Origin of the sequence: Streptomyces tubbatahanensis, from assembly GCF_022699385.1 — a bacterium.
Classification (GTDB): domain Bacteria; phylum Actinomycetota; class Actinomycetes; order Streptomycetales; family Streptomycetaceae; genus Streptomyces; species Streptomyces diacarni.
In genome coordinates this window covers 1,193,787-1,211,764 of record NZ_CP093846.1, presented here as the reverse complement: position 1 = coordinate 1,211,764, position 17,978 = coordinate 1,193,787, and the positions used below count along the sequence as shown (strand labels likewise).

At 72.3% G+C, this 17,978-nt stretch carries 16 protein-coding genes; 15 read left to right on the top strand and 1 reads right to left on the bottom strand.

The features are described 5' to 3' along the window. Positions 1-92 precede the first annotated feature (92 nt). From aroC to nusB, 7 genes are all read left to right on the top strand, one after another. A complete protein-coding gene (aroC, locus tag MMF93_RS05140; protein WP_242749873.1) occupies positions 93-1,277 on the top strand; it encodes a chorismate synthase in 1,185 nt (394 codons plus the stop codon). Beyond that, positions 1,274-1,807 carry a shikimate kinase gene (locus MMF93_RS05135; protein ID WP_242749872.1) on the top strand — a complete coding sequence of 178 codons (534 nt, stop codon included), beginning with the start codon at positions 1,274-1,276 and terminating at the stop codon, positions 1,805-1,807. Before aroC ends, MMF93_RS05135 begins: the two co-directional genes overlap by 4 nt. Further along, positions 1,804-2,904 carry a 3-dehydroquinate synthase gene (gene aroB / locus MMF93_RS05130; RefSeq protein ID WP_242749871.1) on the top strand — a complete coding sequence of 367 codons (1,101 nt, stop codon included), beginning with the start codon at positions 1,804-1,806 and terminating at the stop codon, positions 2,902-2,904. The genes MMF93_RS05135 and aroB overlap by 4 nt, the downstream gene beginning before the upstream one ends. Positions 2,905-3,124: 220 nt before the next feature. Continuing rightward, a complete protein-coding gene (locus tag MMF93_RS05125; RefSeq protein ID WP_242749870.1) occupies positions 3,125-4,219 on the top strand; it encodes an AAA family ATPase in 1,095 nt (364 codons plus the stop codon). Positions 4,220-4,333: 114 nt separating this feature from the next. Beyond that, positions 4,334-5,512 carry an aminopeptidase P family protein gene (locus tag MMF93_RS05120; RefSeq protein WP_242749869.1) on the top strand — a complete coding sequence of 393 codons (1,179 nt, stop codon included), beginning with the start codon at positions 4,334-4,336 and terminating at the stop codon, positions 5,510-5,512. An 81-nt stretch (positions 5,513-5,593) separates the two neighbouring features. Continuing rightward, a complete protein-coding gene (efp, locus tag MMF93_RS05115; RefSeq protein WP_242749868.1) occupies positions 5,594-6,160 on the top strand; it encodes an elongation factor P in 567 nt (188 codons plus the stop codon). Positions 6,161-6,162: 2 nt separating this feature from the next. Next, positions 6,163-6,588: a transcription antitermination factor NusB gene (nusB, locus tag MMF93_RS05110; protein ID WP_114015664.1), complete on the top strand. Its 426-nt coding sequence runs from the start codon at positions 6,163-6,165 to the stop codon at positions 6,586-6,588. 271 nt (positions 6,589-6,859) lie between these two features. Here the strand turns inward: nusB and bldD are convergent, their stop codons facing one another. Further along, positions 6,860-7,360, bottom strand: coding sequence for a transcriptional regulator BldD (gene bldD / locus MMF93_RS05105; protein ID WP_114020637.1), 501 nt, complete (start codon positions 7,358-7,360; stop codon positions 6,860-6,862). A gap of 239 nt (positions 7,361-7,599) precedes the next feature. Here bldD and pyrR point away from each other — a divergent pair, with 239 nt between their 5' ends. The 8 genes from pyrR to pyrF all read left to right on the top strand — a co-directional run bounded on the left by pyrR (position 7,600) and on the right by pyrF (position 17,876). After that, entirely contained in the window at positions 7,600-8,229 is a 630-nt protein-coding gene (gene pyrR / locus MMF93_RS05100; RefSeq protein WP_242749867.1) for a bifunctional pyr operon transcriptional regulator/uracil phosphoribosyltransferase PyrR, read from the top strand. 195 nt (positions 8,230-8,424) lie between these two features. Beyond that, positions 8,425-9,420: an aspartate carbamoyltransferase catalytic subunit gene (locus MMF93_RS05095; RefSeq protein ID WP_242749866.1), complete on the top strand. Its 996-nt coding sequence runs from the start codon at positions 8,425-8,427 to the stop codon at positions 9,418-9,420. A gap of 1 nt (position 9,421) precedes the next feature. Next, on the top strand, positions 9,422-10,717 hold the full coding sequence (locus MMF93_RS05090) for a dihydroorotase (protein ID WP_242749865.1): 1,296 nt from the start codon (positions 9,422-9,424) through the stop codon (positions 10,715-10,717). Positions 10,718-10,722: 5 nt separating this feature from the next. Beyond that, entirely contained in the window at positions 10,723-11,319 is a 597-nt protein-coding gene (locus MMF93_RS05085) for a PH-like domain-containing protein (protein ID WP_242749864.1), read from the top strand. Continuing rightward, the gene (carA, locus tag MMF93_RS05080; protein ID WP_242757265.1) at positions 11,319-12,509 is read left to right on the top strand and encodes a glutamine-hydrolyzing carbamoyl-phosphate synthase small subunit; all 1,191 of its coding nucleotides are present in this window, start codon (positions 11,319-11,321) and stop codon (positions 12,507-12,509) included. The genes MMF93_RS05085 and carA overlap by 1 nt, the downstream gene beginning before the upstream one ends. Continuing rightward, positions 12,502-15,837: a carbamoyl-phosphate synthase large subunit gene (gene carB / locus MMF93_RS05075; RefSeq protein WP_242749863.1), complete on the top strand. Its 3,336-nt coding sequence runs from the start codon at positions 12,502-12,504 to the stop codon at positions 15,835-15,837. The genes carA and carB overlap by 8 nt, the downstream gene beginning before the upstream one ends. 87 nt (positions 15,838-15,924) lie before the next feature. Then, a complete protein-coding gene (locus MMF93_RS05070) occupies positions 15,925-17,040 on the top strand; it encodes a quinone-dependent dihydroorotate dehydrogenase (protein ID WP_242749862.1) in 1,116 nt (371 codons plus the stop codon). Then, complete coding sequence (gene pyrF, locus MMF93_RS05065) at positions 17,037-17,876, top strand: orotidine-5'-phosphate decarboxylase (protein ID WP_242749861.1); 840 nt, start codon at positions 17,037-17,039, stop codon at positions 17,874-17,876. The genes MMF93_RS05070 and pyrF overlap by 4 nt, the downstream gene beginning before the upstream one ends. The last annotated feature ends 102 nt before the right edge of the window (positions 17,877-17,978 follow it).

Sequence of the window (17,978 nt, the reverse complement as noted above, 5' to 3'; positions counted from 1 at the left end):
AGGGTGGGCACGGGACCAGGCCCTCGCCACCGGCATGGGAGGATCGCTCCCAGGAAAGAGGACGGGCCGCATGGCGGCCGAGAGGAGCACAGTTGAGCAGGTTGCGCTGGCTGACCGCCGGGGAGTCGCACGGCCCCGCACTCGTGGCGACGCTGGAGGGCCTCCCCTCCGGCGTCCCGGTGACCACGGACATGGTCGCCGACGAGCTGGCGCGCCGCCGCCTCGGCTACGGCCGCGGCGCCCGCATGAAGTTCGAACGCGACGAGGTCACCTTCCTCGGCGGCGTACGCCACGGGCGGTCCCTCGGCTCGCCGGTCGCGGTCATGATCGGCAACACCGAGTGGCCCAAGTGGGAGAAGGTGATGGCGGCCGACCCCGTCGAGGCCGACGAGCTGGAGCAGCTGGCCCGCAACGCCCCGCTGACCCGCCCCCGCCCCGGCCACGCCGACCTCGCCGGGATGCAGAAGTACGGCTTCGACGAGGCCCGCCCGATCCTGGAGCGCGCCTCCGCGCGCGAGACCGCGGCACGCGTGGCGCTGGGCACCGTCGCCCGGTCCTTCCTCCGCGAGACGGCGGGCGTCGAACTCGTCTCCCACGTGGTGGAGCTGGGCGCCGCCAAGGCGCCCTACGGCACGGTCCCGCAGCCGGCGGACGTCGCGCGGCTGGACGCCGACCCGGTGCGGTGCCTGGACGCCGACGCGAGCGAGGCGATGGTCGCGCAGATCGACCAGGCGCACAAGGACGGTGACACGCTGGGCGGTGTCGTGGAGGTCGTCGCGCACGGCGTGCCCGTCGGACTGGGCTCGCACGTGCACTGGGACCGGCGGCTGGACGCGCGGCTGGCCGGGGCGCTCATGGGCATCCAGGCGATCAAGGGCGTCGAGCTGGGCGACGGCTTCGATCTGGCGCGGGTGCCGGGCTCGGAGGCGCACGACGAGATCCTGGCCACCGAGGACGGCATCCGCCGCGCCTCTGGCCGCAGCGGCGGCACCGAGGGCGGTCTGTCCACCGGCGAGCTGCTGCGGGTGCGGGCGGCGATGAAGCCGATCGCCACCGTGCCGCGCGCCCTGGCCACCGTCGACGTGCGCACCGGCGAACCGGACAAGGCCCACCACCAGCGCTCGGACGTGTGCGCGGTGCCGGCGGCGGGGATCGTCGCCGAGGCGATGGTGGCGCTCGTGCTGGCGGACGCGGTCGCCGAGAAGTTCGGCGGCGACAGCGTGCCGGAGACCCGCCGCAACGTGCGCGGCTACCTCGACTCCCTGGAGATCAAGTGAGTGGCCCCGCGGTGGTGCTCGTCGGCCCCATGGGCGCCGGAAAGTCGACGGTCGGCGCGCTGCTGGCCGAGCGCCTGGGAGTGACCTGCCGCGACACCGACGAGGACATCGTCGCGGCGGCCGGCAAGCCGATCTCGGAGATCTTCCTCGACGAGGGGGAGCCGCACTTCCGCGAACTGGAGCGGGCGGCCGTGCGCACCGCGCTCGCCGAGCACACGGGCGTCCTCGCCCTCGGCGGCGGCGCCGTGCTGGCCGACGAGACCAGGGCGCTGCTGGCCGGACACCCGGTGGCGTTCCTGGAAATGGGCGTCTCCGAGGCCGTCAAGCGCGTCGGCCTGGACGCCGCACGCCCGCTGCTCATGATCAACCCCCGTCAGCAGTGGCGCGCCCTGATGGAGGAGCGCAGGCCGCTGTACACCGAGGTGGCCCGCGTCGTCGTCAGCACGGAGGACCGCACGCCCGAGCAGGTCGCCGACGAGATCCTCGCCGCCCTTCAGCTCCCGTCCACCCAGCCGGAGAACCAGCGATGACCACCCCTCACCCGTCCGTGTCCCGTATCACCGTGGGCGGCTCTGCGGGCACCTCCCCCTACGAGGTGCTCGTCGGCCGGCAGCTCCTCGGGGAGCTTCCCCAGCTCATCGGCTCACAAGCCCAGCGTGTCGCCGTCCTGCACCCCGAGGCGCTGGCCTCCACGGGTGAGGCGCTGCGCGAGGACCTCGCCGAGCAGGGGTACGAGGCGATCGCCGTCCAGCTGCCCAACGCGGAGGAGTCCAAGACCGCCGAGGTCGCGGCCTACTGCTGGAAGGCGCTGGGGCAGACCGGCTTCACCCGCACCGATGTGATCGTCGGAGTCGGCGGTGGGGCCACCACGGACGTGGCCGGATTCGTGGCGGCGACGTGGCTGCGCGGGGTGCGCTGGGTCGCCGTGCCCACGACGGTGCTGGGCATGGTCGACGCGGCCGTGGGAGGCAAGACCGGCATCAACACCGCCGAGGGCAAGAACCTGGTGGGCGCCTTCCATCCGCCCGCCGGGGTGGTGTGCGACCTGGCGGCACTGGAGTCGCTGGGCGTCCACGACTACGTCAGCGGTCTCGCCGAGATCATCAAGGCGGGCTTCATCGCCGACCCGGCCATCCTCGAGCTGATCGAGTCCGATCCGCAGGCGGCCAGGACGCCCCAGGGCCCCCACGCCACGGAGCTGATCGAACGTGCGATCCGGGTGAAGGCCGAGGTCGTCTCGGAGGACCTGAAGGAGTCGGGCCGCCGGGAGATCCTCAACTACGGGCACACGCTCGGGCACGCCATCGAGAAGAACGAGCGCTACAACTGGCGCCACGGCGCGGCCGTCTCGGTGGGGATGGTCTTCGCCGCCGAGCTCGGCCGGATCGCGGGCCGGCTCGACGACGCGACCGCCGACCGGCACCGTGCGGTGCTGGAGTCGGTCGGGCTGCCCGTCACCTACCGTGGTGACCAGTGGCCCAAGCTGCTGGAGACGATGAAGGTCGACAAGAAGTCGCGCGGCAACCGGCTGCGCTTCATCGTCCTCGAAGGGCTCGCCAAACCGGCCGTGCTGGAGAGCCCCGACCCGGCGATGCTGCTGGCCGCGCACGCCGAGATCGCCGCCTGAGCAGCGCCGTCGGCGGAGGGGACAGGCCGCTTTTCCCGGGCGGCCCGCGGTCCGTGGGAGGGAACCGCCGGGCGGCCCGGCCGCGTCGGGCACTCGGGAGCGGACCCGGCCGTTCCCACAGGGGCGGCCGGGGACGGTACCGTCAGTAGCCGAACGCACAGCATCACACCGGGCGTTGCGCGGCGACGCTCGCACACCTTGAGACGGAGTTGGGGTCCGGATGCAGCACAGCGGTGCCCAAGGCGCCCACCCAGGCTTCGGGGCACAGTGGCCCGTCCCCGCACCGTCGCCGGGCGGTCTCGCGGCGGGTGGCTTCTCTCCGCACCCTCCGCACGCGCAGGCCCCGCCGCCACACCCTCCCCAGCCCCAGCCGCAACCTGCACAGCCCCATCCGCAGCCTGCACAGCCGCAGCCGCAGCCGCAGCCTGCACAGCCGCAGCCGCAGCCGCAGCCGCAGCCGCAGCCGCCGGGCCCGGGTCAGGGGGCGGCCCCGCAGCCTCCCCACCCCCCTCAGCAGCCGCCGCACCAACCACCGCTCCAGCCACCGGCGCCACCCCAGCCGCAGGCCCACCCCCAGCACCCGCAGCAGCCCCTCCCGGCTCAGCCGCAGTCCGCCCCCGCGCCCCCCGCGGGCGCGCCCGCGCAGCCGGGCGGCAGCATGCCTCCGGCCGAGGCGACCGGTCACGTCAGACTGGGGCCGGGGGCGCCGGTCGAGATACCGGCGCCGGACGCCACCCCGGCCCAGCTGGACGCCACCAGGGCCGCCGTCGCGGTCCTGCTCATCGGCCCGGCGGGCGCGGGCAAGACCACGGTCGCGCGGTACTGGGCCGACCACCGCGCCGTGCCCACCTCCCACATCAGCCTCGACGACGTGCGCGAGTGGGTGCGCTCCGGCTTCTCCGACCCCCAGACGGGCTGGAACGAGAACTCCGAAGCCCAGTACCGCCTCGCCCGCCGCACCTGCGGCTTCGCCGCCCGTAACTTCCTGGCCAACGGCATCTCCTGCATCCTGGACGACGCCGTCTTCCCCGACTGGCCCGTCATCGGCCTCGGCGGCTGGAAACGGCACGTGGGCCCCGGGCTCATCCCCGTGGTCCTGCTGCCGGGGCTGGACATCGTGCTGGAGCGCAACGCGCAGCGCAGCGGCAACCGGCGCCTGGCCGACGAGGAGGTGGCCCACATCCACGGCCGGATGGCGGGCTGGTACAGCTCGGGGCTGCCGATCATCGACAACTCGCGGCAGGACATCGCGAGCACGGCGCAGATGCTCGACAACGTCGTCGCGCGCAGCCTCGCCAGCCCGGTCAGCTGGTGACCGGCACGCCCCGCCACCCGGAACGACCCTCGGCTGACCCGACAATCGCAATCCGCTCGTCCGCACGGCCGTGTCCGGGCGGCCCGCGCGCCCCGCGCTGCGTACCCTCGGCATATGTCCGAGGTGCATGTGTCCCGCCGCGCCCGGCTGCGCGACCGCTGTGCGGCGAGCACCGCCCACGACGGTCCCGCGGACGCGGTGCTGATCTCCCGCCCCGCCAACGTCCGCTATCTGACCGGTCGTGCGGCGCCGGGCAGCGTGCTGCTGCTCGGCGCCGACGGCCGGGACGTCCTCGTCTCGGCCCCGGGCCAGGGCCCCGCCAACGGCGCCCACCCGGCCGACGACCTGAAAGAGATCACCCTGGACGTGCCGGGCGGCCCCTCCGGGGCGCCGTCGGAGGCGGGGGAGGGGGAGGCGCAGGGCGGTGCCCGTGGCGACGCGGCGGTGCTCGCCGCCTCGCTCGCCGAGCGCGGCGGTGCCCGCGCGCTCGCCGTGGAGGAGCACCACCTGACGGTCGCCAGGCACCGTGCGCTGACCGCCGCCGCGCCCTCGGTGGACCTGGCCGACCTCGGCCTGGTCGTGGAGCAGCAGCGGGTGGTCAAGGACGAGGAGGAGATCTCGGCGCTGCGCGTCGCCGCGGAGATCACCGACCAGGCCCTCGGCGAGCTGCTGGAGTCGATCCTGGTGGGGCGTACGGAGCGGCACCTGGCGCTGGAGCTGGAGCGCAGGCTGATCGATCACGGGGCCGAGGGCGCCGCCTTCCCCACGTCGGTGGCCACGGGGCCGAACTCGGGGCTGCCGGGGCACCGCCCGACGGACCGGCGGGTGGAGGAGGGCGATTTTCTTTCGGTACGACTGGGGGCGCGCTACCGCGGGTACCGCTGTCAGATCGGTCGCACGTTCGTCATCGGGACCGCGCCGGACGCCTGGCAGGTCGAACTGTACGACGTCGTCTTCGCCGCTCAGCGGGCCGCGCGGGAGTCGCTGGGCCCCGGGGCCGAGTGCCGCGAGGTGGACCGGGCGGCGCGCCAGGTGCTGGGCGCCGCCGGGTACGGTGCGGCGCTCGGAGAGTCGACGGGGCACGGTGTGGGGCTGGAAATCGGTGAGGACCCTCGGCTGTCGCCTCAGGCCGTGGGTAAACTTGACGCTCGTGTGCCGGTCACCGTCGAACCGGGGGTCCATCTCCCGGGCCGGGGCGGCGTCCGGATCGACGACACGCTCGTCGTCCGCCCGCAGGCGGACGGCGGACCCGAGCTACTCACCATCACGACCAAGGAGCTGCTCGCCCTCTGACCCCTGCCGGGGTCGGGCCCACGGGCCGTAGGGTGCGGCAGCGCCCTGGTCTCCGCAGCAGTCTCAGGAGATTCCGCGACCGTGGCATCCACGAACGACCTCAAGAACGGCATGGTGCTCAAGCTCGACGGCGGCCAGCTCTGGTCCGTTGTCGAGTTCCAGCACGTCAAGCCGGGCAAGGGCCCCGCCTTCGTCCGTACCAAGCTGAAGAACGTCCTGTCCGGCAAGATCGTCGACAAGACGTTCAACGCGGGCACCAAGGTCGAGACGGCCACCGTGGACCGACGGGGCATGCAGTTCTCGTACATGGACGGCGACTACTTCGTCTTCATGGACATGGAGACCTTCGACCAGCTCCACGTCGAACGCAAGGTCGTCGGCGACGCGGCCAACTACCTGATCGAGGGCTTCGACGCCACCGTCGCCCAGCACGAGGGAGAGGTGCTCTACGTCGAGCTGCCGGCCGCCGTCGATCTGACGATCAAGCACACCGAGCCGGGTGTCCAGGGCGACCGCTCCACGGGCGGCTCCAAGCCCGCCGAACTGGAGACCGGCTACAGCATCCAGGTGCCGCTCTTCATCGTCACCGGCGAGAAGATCAAGGTCGACACCCGCTCCGGCGAGTACCTCGGCCGGGTGAACAGCTAACCGTGGCCGCACGCAACAAGGCCCGCAAACGCGCCTTCCAGATCCTCTTCGAGGCCGACCAACGCGGCGCCGACGTGCGGACCGTGCTCGCCGACTGGTTGCGGCTCGCACGGACGGACACCCGTCAGCCGCCCGTCTCCGAGTACGCGATGACCTGCGTGGAGGGCTACGCGGAGAACGCCGCACGGATCGACGAACTGCTGTCCACCTACGCGGTGGACTGGACCCTCGACCGGATGCCGGACGTGGACCGCAGCATCCTCAGGCTCGGTGTCTACGAGCTGCTGTGGAGCGAGGACGTCCCGGACGCCGTCGTCATCGACGAGGCCGTTCAACTGGCGAAGGAGTTCTCGACCGATGAGTCCCCGGGTTTCATCAACGGCCTGCTGGGCCGGCTGAAGGACCTCAAGCCGACGCTGCTGCGCTGACGCCCGGTCTCCCGCCGCCGAAGGGGGTGCCTTCTCCCGCGAGAAGGCACCCCCTTCGTCTCCGGTGCGACGCGCGAAGGCGTCTTCTGCGCGCCGCACGCGTCGGCTCCTGTGCGCCGGAGCGTCGGCTCCTGTGCCGCCGTAGGGAAAACGGCGGTGCCGAACCGGCCGCACCCGCCGGACGTGGCCGGGTGCGGTCGGCTCGGCACCGCCGGTTCCGCCGTCTTACGAGAGGCGCTCGACGGGGTGTCCTGCGGCGGGAGGCGCGCTCTCAGACCTCTTCGTGGGAGACGGCCCGCCGCGCGTCGGCGTCCAGGACGCCCCAGCTGATGAGCTGCTCCGTGAGCACGGAGGGGGACTGGTCGTAGATCACGGCCAGTGTGCGCAGGTCGTCCTGGCGGATGGAGAGGACCTTGCCGTTGTAGTCCCCGCGCTGCGACTGGATCGTCGCCGCGTACCGCTGGAGCGGGCCCGCCTTGTCGGCCGGCACGTGGGCGAGGCGCTCGAGGTCGAGCACCAGCTTCGGCGGCGGCTCGGCGGCTCCGCCGGGGGTGGTGCCCGGCAGCAGCTCCTGGACCGGCACCCCGTAGAAGTCCGCGAGCTCGGCGAGGCGCTGGACGGTCACGGCCCGGTCGCCGCGCTCGTACGAGCCCACCACGACCGCCTTCCAGCGGCCCTGGGACTTCTCCTCGACACCGTGGAGGGAGAGGCCCTGCTGGGTGCGGATGGCGCGGAGCTTGGCTCCGAGCTGTTTGGCGTATTCGCTGGACATATGGCTCCCCGGACGCTGGATCTCGCTGAGCGGCTGCGCCACGCGGTTCGCTGCGCCGCGCTCTTCGTAACTCACTGTGAGGTTACGCAGCGTAATGTGCCGCGTCAAGCCGAGGGGGGCCAGACGGCTGGTGCGGCCCCTGCGCGAGGGCGCCCGAGCGGTCCTGGTAGCGTGGGGCGACGACGACAAGACGTCCTTTAAGTCCCGTCCCGTGAGGCGGCCAAGGAGGTCCGATTTCCATGGACAACAGCAGCGCCAGTCTGCAACCGGCGCGCCCCGTGCTGGAGGCGCCGGACATCAAGCGGGTTCTCATCCGCATCGCACACGAGATCGTCGAACGCGCCAAGGGCGCCGACGACGTGGTACTTCTCGGCATTCCCACCCGCGGCGTCTTCCTCGCCCGGCGGCTGGCCGACAAGCTCGAGGAGATCACCGGCAGCGCCGTCCCGGTCGGCTCGCTCGACATCACGATGTACCGGGACGATCTCCGTCTGGGCCCCGCGCGTGCCCTCGCACGCACCGAGATCCCCGCCGAAGGGGTCGACGGACGACTCGTCGTCCTGATCGACGACGTCCTCTACTCGGGCCGCACGATCCGCGCCGCGCTCGATGCCCTGGGTGACATCGGGCGTCCCCGCGCCGTCCAGCTCGCCGTTCTCGTCGACCGCGGTCACCGTGAGCTGCCGATCCGCGCCGACTACGTGGGCAAGAACCTGCCCACCTCGCAGCGCGAGACCGTCAAGGTGCAGCTGACCGAGGAGGACGGCCACGACGGCGTGCTGCTCGGCGTCCGCGAGGCCGCCGCCGGCGAAGCCGGCGTCGACGACGCGGCGGAACGTCCTCGCCACGGCACCGCCCCCGCAAGCTAGCCGCACCCCCGGCCACCCACGCCCCGCGCGTCCGGCCTGGCACGGCCGCCGTGCGGCCCGCACCGCACGCCCGCGTGCACGCCGTCAGGACGGACCCCGCGCGCCGGGGCACGCACCGGCGCGCGACGTGCACGCCGCGCCGCGTCCGCCCCTCGCGACGACCTCATCCCACCCCACGGAAGGCCCAGGCAACAGATGAAGCGTCACCTCATCTCGGCCGCCGACCTCACCCGCGACGACGCCGTCCTCATCCTCGACACCGCCGAGGAGATGGCCAGGTTCGCCGACCGGCCGATCAAGAAGCTGCCCACCCTGCGCGGACGCACCATCGTCAACCTCTTCTTCGAGGACTCCACCCGCACCCGGATCTCGTTCGAGGCCGCCGCCAAGCGGCTGTCGGCCGACGTCATCAACTTCTCGGCGAAGGGCTCCTCGGTCTCCAAGGGCGAGTCGCTCAAGGACACCGCACTCACCCTGGAGGCCATGGGCGCCGACGCCGTCGTCATCCGGCACGGCGAGTCCGGAGCCCCGCACCGGCTGGCGACCTCGGGGTGGATCGGCGGTTCGGTCGTCAACGCGGGCGACGGGACCCACGAGCACCCCACCCAGGCGCTGCTGGACGCCTTCACCATGCGCCGCCGCCTGGTCGGGCGGGAGGGCGCGGGACTCGACGGGCTGCGCGTCACCGTCGTCGGCGACATCCTGCACAGCCGCGTCGCCCGCTCGAACGTCCACCTGCTGGCCACCCTGGGCGCGCACGTCACCCTCGTCGCCCCGCCCACCCTCGTGCCGATCGGGGTGGAGGGCTGGCCGTGCGAGGTGTCGTACGACCTGGACGCCGTGCTGGCCACGTCGGACGCGGTGATGATGCTGCGCGTCCAGCGGGAGCGGATGAACGCGGCGTTCTTCCCCACCGAGCGTGAGTACGCCCGCCGCTACGGGCTCGACGACGACCGCATGGCGCGGATGCCGGACAGCGCCATCGTGATGCACCCCGGGCCGATGAACCGCGGCATGGAGATCACCGCGCAGGTCGCCGACTCGCCCCGCTGCGCCGCTGTCGAGCAGGTCGCCAACGGCGTCAGCATCCGGATGGCCGTGATGTACCTGCTGCTCGGCGGCGCCGAGCCGGCGCTTTCCCGTACGGACGAAGCCCCCACGAAGACCCCGATGCCCCAGGAGAACAACTGAGATGACCGATCAGAAGACGACACTGCTGCGCGGCGCCAGGGTCCTGGGGGGCGAACCGCAGGACGTGCTGATCGAGGGGGGCGTCATCGCCCGGGTCGGCCGCGGTCTCGACGCCGCGGGCGCCGAGGTGGTCGAGGCCGAGGGGCGCGTGCTGCTGCCGGGCCTGGTGGACCTGCACACCCACCTGCGCGAGCCGGGCCGCGAGGACTCCGAGACCGTGCTGACCGGCACCCGCGCCGCCGCCAAGGGCGGTTACACCGCGGTGCACGCCATGGCCAACACCTTCCCCGTCGCCGACACCGCGGGCGTGGTCGAACAGGTGTGGCGGCTCGGCCGGGAGTACGGCTACTGCGACGTGCGGCCCGTCGGCGCCGTCACCGTCGGTCTGGAGGGCAAGCAGCTCGCGGAGCTGGGCGCCATGCACGACTCCGCCGCGCAGGTGCGGGTCTTTTCCGACGACGGCAAGTGCGTGGACGACGCCGTGATCATGCGGCGGGCGCTGGAGTACGTGAAGGCGTTCGACGGCGTGGTCGCCCAGCACGCCCAGGAGCCCCGGCTGACCGAGGGCGCCCAGATGAACGAGGGGCTGGTCTCCGCCGAGCTCGGCCTGGCCGGCTGGCCCGCCGTCGCGGAGGAGTCGATCATCGCCAGGGACGTGCTGCTCGCCGCGCACGTCGGCTCCCGCGTCCACATCTGCCACCTGTCGACGGCGGGGTCCGTGGAGATCGTGCGCTGGGCCAAGTCCAAGGGCTGGAACGTCACCGCCGAGGTCACCCCGCACCACCTGCTGCTCACCGACGAGCTGGTCCGCTCCTACGACCCGGTCTACAAGGTCAACCCGCCGCTGCGCACCGAGGCCGACGTCATGGCGCTCCGTGAGGCGCTGGCCGACGGCACCATCGACTGCGTCGCCACCGATCACGCCCCGCACCCGCACGAGGACAAGGACTGCGAGTGGGGCGCCGCCGCCATGGGCATGGTCGGCCTGGAGACGGCGCTGTCGGTCGTGCAGCACACCATGGTCGAGTCCGGGCTGCTGGACTGGGCGCAGGTCGCCGACCGGATGTCCCACCGGCCCGCCGCCATCGGACGGCTGGCGGGACACGGCCGCCCCGTGGCGCCCGGCGAGCCCGCCAACCTGGTTCTCCTCGATCCCGCTTACCGTGGAGACGTGGACCCCGCGGGCTTCGCCTCGCGCAGCGCCAACACCCCCTACAAGGGCCGTGAGCTGCCCGGACGCGTCACCCACACCTGGCTGCGGGGCCGCGCGACGGTCGTGGACGGGGCATTGAAGTGAGCGGTGTGAGCACGTTGAACCACCCCGTGGCCGCACTGGCGGCCGCACAGGAATCACAGGACGTCACCGACTGGGCCGCCCGGATCGGCTGGGTCGTCGGGCTCGTCCTGTTCATCGCGCTGCTGTACTGGCTGATGCGCCAGGGCTGGAAGTGGCGCGGCACCCTCCAGGGTGACCTGCCCGAGCTCCCGCAGCGCCCCGAGCACCCCGGGCAGCCACTGCTGGAGGCGGCCGGGCGGTACCACGGCTCCACCAGCGCGGGGCAGTGGCTCGACCGGATCGTCGCCCACGGCCTGGGCACCCGCAGCCGCGTCGAGCTGACGCTGACCGCGCGGGGCCTCGACGTCGTGCGGCCGGGTGCCGAGGACTTCTTCGTCCCCGCCGAGCGGCTGTGCGGCGCCCGGCTCGACACCGGCATCGCGGGCAAGGTGCTCACCGAGGGCGGCCTGCTGATCGTCACGTGGGAGCACGGCGGACGGCGGCTCGACTCCGGATTCCGCTTCGACCGCTCGGCCGAGCAGGCCGCCTGGGTCGAAAAGATCAACGCAATGAGCGGCGACAAGGGTGCCGCCGCCACGCAGCAGCACAAGGAAGGCGCATGATGAGGACCTCCGCCAGGGGAGCGACCGGTACGACGGCAGATCCCGCCCTTCTCGTACTGGAGGACGGCCGCACCTTCCGCGGGCGGGCCTACGGGGCCGTGGGGGAGACCCTCGGCGAAGCCGTGTTCTCCACCGGCATGACCGGCTACCAGGAGACCCTGACCGACCCGTCCTACCACCGCCAGGTCGTCGTGATGACGGCCCCGCACGTCGGCAACACCGGCGTCAACGACGAGGACCCGGAGTCGGCGCGCATCTGGGTGGCCGGCTACGTCGTCCGCGACCCGGCCCGCACCCCCTCGAACTGGCGCTCCACCCGCTCCCTCGACGAGGAACTGCGCGACCAGGGGGTCGTCGGCATCAGCGGGGTCGACACCCGCGCGCTGACCCGGCACCTGCGGGAGCGCGGCGCCATGCGCGTCGGCATCTTCTCCGGCGAGGCCGCGGCGGCGGGCGAGGCCGCGCTGCTGGCGCGGGTGCGGGAGGCGCCCGCCATGCAGGGCGCCGACCTGTGCGGTGAGGTCGCGACCCAAGAGGCCTACGTCGTCCCCGCCCACGGTGAGAAGCGGTTCACCGTCGCGGCCGTCGACCTCGGCATCAAGGGCATGACGCCGCACCGCATGGCCGAGCGCGGGATAGAGGTGCACGTGCTGCCCGCCACCGCGACGGCCGAGGACATCGACGCCGTGAACCCCGACGGTGTCTTCTTCTCCAATGGTCCGGGCGACCCGGCCACCGCGGACCAGCCCGTCGAACTCATGCGCGGCGTACTGGAGCGCGGCACCCCGCTGTTCGGCATCTGCTTCGGCAACCAGATCCTCGGCCGCGCCCTCGGCTTCGGCACCTTCAAGCTCAAGTACGGCCACCGCGGCATCAACCAGCCCGTCCAGGACCGCACGACGGGCAAGGTCGAGGTCACCGCGCACAACCACGGCTTCGCCGTCGACGCGCCCACCGACCGGGTCAGCGACACCCCCTACGGGCGGGCCGAGGTCAGCCACGTCTGCCTGAACGACGGCGTCGTCGAGGGACTGCGGCTGCTCGACAAGCCCGCCTTCAGCGTCCAGTACCACCCCGAAGCGGCAGCGGGCCCGCACGACGCCGCCTACCTCTTCGACCGCTTCGTCGAGCTCATGCGCGACGGAAACACCCAGCACGACGCCACACCCCTGGAGGACCAGCGTGCCTAAGCGCACCGATATCCAGTCCGTCCTGGTCATCGGATCGGGCCCGATCGTCATCGGGCAGGCCGCCGAGTTCGACTACTCCGGCACCCAGGCGTGCCGCGTGCTCAAGGCCGAGGGCCTGCGCGTGATCCTGGTCAACTCCAACCCGGCCACCATCATGACCGACCCGGAGATCGCCGACGCCACCTACGTCGAGCCGATCACGCCCGAGTTCGTCGAGAAGATCATCGCCAAGGAGCGCCCCGACGCGCTGCTGCCCACCCTCGGCGGCCAGACCGCGCTCAACGCGGCCATCTCCCTGCACGAGTCCGGCGTCCTGGTGAAATACGGCGTCGAGCTGATCGGCGCCCGCCCCGAGGCCATCCACAAGGGCGAGGACCGCGACCAGTTCAAGGAGGTCGTCGAGGTCGTCCGGAGCAAGATCGGCCACGGCGAGTCCGCGCGCTCCTACATCTGCCACTCCATGGACGACGTGCTGCGCGGCGTCGAGGAGCTCGGCGGCTACCCCGTCGTCGTCCGCCCCTCCTTCACCATGGGCGGCGCCGGCTCCGGCTTCGCGCACGACGAGGAGGAGCTGCGCCGCATCGCCGGGCAGGGCCTCACCCTCTCGCCGACCACCGAGGTGCTCCTGGAGGAGTCCATCCTCGGCTGGAAGGAGTACGAGCTGGAGCTGATGCGCGACAAGAGCGACAACGTCGTCGTCGTCTGCTCCATCGAGAACTTCGACCCGATGGGCGTGCACACCGGCGACTCGATCACCGTCGCGCCCGCCATGACGCTGACCGACCGCGAGTACCAGATCCTCCGGGACATCGGCATCGCCGTCATCCGCGAGGTCGGCGTCGACACCGGCGGCTGCAACATCCAGTTCGCCGTCAATCCCGAGGACGGCCGCGTCGTCGTCATCGAGATGAACCCGCGCGTCTCCCGGTCCTCCGCGCTCGCCTCGAAGGCCACCGGCTTCCCGATCGCGAAGATCGCCGCCAAGCTGGCCGTCGGCTACACGCTGGACGAGATCCCCAACGACATCACCCAGGAGACCCCGGCCTCCTTCGAGCCCACGCTCGACTACGTCGTGGTCAAAGCGCCTCGCTTCGCCTTCGAGAAGTTCCCCGCCGCCGACCCCACCCTCACCACGACCATGAAGTCGGTCGGCGAGGCCATGGCGATCGGCCGCAACTTCACCGAGGCGCTGAACAAGGCCCTGCGCTCGCTGGAGAAGAAGGGCAGCCAGTTCGACTTCGCCACCCCGGCGGCCGAACTCGGCGAGAAGACCGAGCTGCTCGAGCTGGCCTCCCGCCCCACCGACGGACGCATCAATACCGTGATGGCCGCCATCCGCGCCGGCGCCACGCAGGAGGAGGTCTTCGAGTCGACGAAGATCGACCCCTGGTTCGTCGACCAGCTCTTCCTGATCAAGGAGACGGCCGACGCGGTCGCCGCGGCACCCGAGCTCAGCGCCGAGATGTTCGCCGAAGCGAAGCGGCATGGCTTCTCCGACGCTCAGATCGCCTCCATCCGCTCGCTGCGCGAGGACGTGGTGCGCGAGGTGCGGCACGCGCTCGGCATCCGCCCCGTCTACAAGACCGTGGACACCTGCGCCGCCGAGTTCGCCGCCAAGACGCCGTACTTCTACTCCTCCTACGACGAGGAGAACGAGGTGGCGCCCCGCGAGAAGCCCGCGGTGATCATCCTCGGCTCCGGCCCCAACCGCATCGGCCAGGGCATCGAGTTCGACTACTCCTGCGTCCACGCCTCCTTCGCGCTCGGAGCTGCGCCTTCCCCTGTGGGCGGCTACGAGACCGTCATGGTCAACTGCAACCCCGAGACCGTCTCCACCGACTACGACACCTCCGACCGGCTCTACTTCGAGCCGCTCACCCTGGAGGACGTGCTGGAGATCGTCCACGCCGAGCAGCAGGCGGGCCCCGTCGCCGGTGTCCTCGTCCAGCTCGGCGGCCAGACCCCGCTCGGCCTCGCCCAAGACCTCAAGGACAACGGCGTGCCCATCGTCGGCACCTCGCCCGAGGCCATCGAGCTGGCCGAGGAGCGCGGCGCCTTCGGCCGGGTGCTCACCGAGGCCGGGCTGCCCGCGCCCAAGTACGGCACCGCCTTCTCCTTCGACCAGGCCAAGGGCATCGCCGCCGAGATCAACTACCCGGTCATGGTCCGCCCCTCCTACGTGCTGGGCGGTCGCGGCATGGAGATCGTCTACGACGAGCCCTCCCTGGAGTCCTACCTGGAGCGCCACGCGGGCCTCATCGAGCGGCACCCGGTCCTCATCGACCGCTTCCTCGACGACGCCATCGAGATCGACGTCGACGCCCTCTACGACGGCACCGAGCTCTACCTCGGCGGCGTCATGGAGCACATCGAGGAAGCCGGCATCCACTCCGGCGACTCCGCCTGCGCCCTGCCCCCGATCACGCTGGGCGGCCACGACATCAAGCGGCTGCGCGCCTCCACCGAGGCCATCGCACGCGGCGTCGGCGTCCAGGGCCTGATCAACATCCAGTTCGCGATGGCGGGCGACATCCTCTACGTGCTGGAGGCCAACCCCCGCGCCTCCCGCACCGTGCCGTTCACCTCCAAGGCCACAGCCGTCCCGCTCGCGAAGGCGGCGGCCCGCATCTCGCTGGGTGCCACCATCGCCGAGCTGCGTGCCGAGGGGCTGCTTCCGGCCGAGGGCGACGGCGGCGACCTCCCGCTGGACGCCCCGATCTCCGTGAAGGAGGCCGTCCTGCCCTGGAACCGCTTCCGCGACGTGCAGGGGCGGGGCGTCGACACCGTGCTCGGCCCGGAGATGCGCTCCACCGGCGAGGTCATGGGCATCGACTCGCTCTTCGGCACCGCCTACGCCAAGTCGCAGAGCGCCGCGTACGGAGCCCTGCCGGGCAAGGGCCGCGCCTTCGTCTCCGTCGCCAACCGCGACAAGCGGGCGCTGATCTTCCCCGCGCGCGAGCTGGTCGCCATGGGCTTCGAGCTGCTGGCGACCTCGGGCACCGCCGAGGTCCTCAAGCGCAACGGCATCAACGCCACCCTCGTCCGCAAGCAGAGCCAGGGCCCCGGGCCCGCGGGTGAGCCCACCATCGTGCAGCTCATCCACGACGGCCAGGTCGACCTCATCGTCAACACCCCGTACGGGACCGGCGGCCGGCTGGACGGATACGACATCCGCACCGCGGCCGTCGCCCGGTCGGTGCCGTGCCTGACGACGGTGCAGGCGCTGGCCGCGGCCGTGCAGGGCATCGAGGCCCTGGCCCGCGACGAGGTCAGCGTGCGCTCCCTGCAGGAGCACGCCGAGCACCTGGTCGCGGCCCGCGAGAGCTGAGTCCGTTCTCTCTCCCCCCGCCCCTCCCCCAGACCTCGTCCGGGGGAGGGGCGGGGGCCATGACAACCACAGGAACCCACCACCCACATGTACGGACTCCTCTTCCGCACGCTCTTCCGCCGGATGGACCCGGAAAACGCCCACCACCTCGCCTTCTCCTGGATCCGCACGGCAGCCCGCACCCCCGTCCTCCGCACCTTCGCCGCCGCGGCCCTCGCCCCCCGCCACAAGGAACTCCGCGTCGAGGCTCTGGGCCGCCGCATGCACGGCCCGCTCGGACTGGCCGCGGGATTCGACAAGAACGCGGAGGGCATCGACGGCCTGGCGATGCTCGGCTTCGACCACGTCGAGGTCGGCACCGTCACCGGCCGTGCCCAGCCGGGCAACCCGAGAAAGCGGCTCTTCCGCCTGGTCGAGGACCGGGCGCTGATCAACCGGATGGGCTTCAACAACGAGGGCTCGGCCGCCGTGGCGGCACGGCTGGCCGCGCGCCGTGCGGTCTTCCGTACCACCGTCGGCGTCAACATCGGCAAGACGAAGACCGTGCCCGAGGAGGAGGCGGCCGCCGACTACGTCGCTTCCACGGAGGCGCTGGCCCCGTACGCGGACTACCTCGTCGTCAACGTCTCCTCGCCGAACACTCCCGGACTGCGCAACCTCCAGGCGAGTGCACACCTGCGTCCGCTCCTGACCGCCGTACGTGAGGCGGCCGACCGCACGGTCACCACACGCCGCGTGCCCCTGCTGGTCAAGATCGCGCCGGATCTGGCGGACGAGGACGTCGACGCCGTCGCCGATCTGGCCCTCGAACTGGGGCTGGACGGGATCATCGCGACCAACACCACCATCGCCCGCGACGGGCTGGGCCTCAGCGCGGGTCCGTCGTCGAGGGCCGAGGCCGGCGGACTGTCGGGCGCTCCGGTCCGCGACCGCTCGCTGGAGGTGCTGCGGCGGCTGTACGCGCGCGTCGGCGACCGGCTCACGCTGGTCGGGGTCGGCGGCGTGACCACCCCCGAGGACGCGTGGCGCCGCATCCTCGCCGGCGCCACGCTGGTGCAGGGCTACACCGCCTTCCTGTACGAGGGCCCGCTGTGGATGCGCCGGATGCACGAGGGGCTCGCCCGGTTGCTGGCGGCCAGCCCGTACGCCACCCTCGCCGAGGCCGTCGGCGCCGCACACCGCGAAGAGGAGGCCGCCGCATGACGGAACCGGAGCCCTTCGGCGCCCGGCTGGCAAGCGCCATGGACACGCGGGGGCCGCTGAGCGTGGGCATCGATCCGCACCCCTCCCTGCTGCACGACTGGGGCCTGGACGACGACGTGGCGGGGCTCGAGCGGTTCAGCCGTACGACCGTCGAGGCGCTCGCCGGACGCGTGGCCGTCCTCAAGCCGCAGTCGGCGTTCTTCGAGCGCTTCGGCTCGCGCGGCGTCGCCGTGCTGGAGAAGACGGTGGCCGAGGCGCGCGCGGCCGGAGCGCTGGTGCTCATGGACGCCAAACGCGGCGACATCGGCTCCACGATGAGCGCCTACGCCGCCGCGTTCCTCGATCCGGCGGGTCCGCTGTTCTCGGACGCGCTCACCGTCAGCCCCTATCTGGGGTTCGGGGCGCTGGCCCCGGCCGTGGAGGCGGCCACCGCCGCCGGTGCGGGGCTCTTCGTCCTGGCGCTCACCTCCAATCCGGAGGGCCGGGAGGTGCAGCGCGCGGCCGGTGCCGACGGGGCGACGGTGGCGGCCACCGTGCTGCGCCACCTGGCGGAGTCGAACGCGGGCGCCCGGCCCCTGGGCTCTTTCGGCGCCGTGGTCGGCGCCACGCTGGGCGACCTGTCGGCGTTCGAGCTGGACGTGAACGGTCCGCTGCTCGCTCCGGGGATCGGGGCGCAGGGCGCGACGCCCGCCGATCTGCCCGCGGTCTTCGGCCCCGCTGCCCGGAATGTCGTCCCGAGCGTGAGCCGGGGAGTCCTTCGTCACGGACCCACCACAACCGGACTACGGGACTCCGCCGCACGCTTTGCCGACCAGGTGCGCGAAGCAGTGGGCTGAGCCGGACGGTATCGGGGCCGGGGACCCGCGTGGTCCCCGGAAAATGCGTCGGGTATGTCCAGAAAAGTCCTGGTCGAGCGAGGCTGACCAGGACTTTTCGTC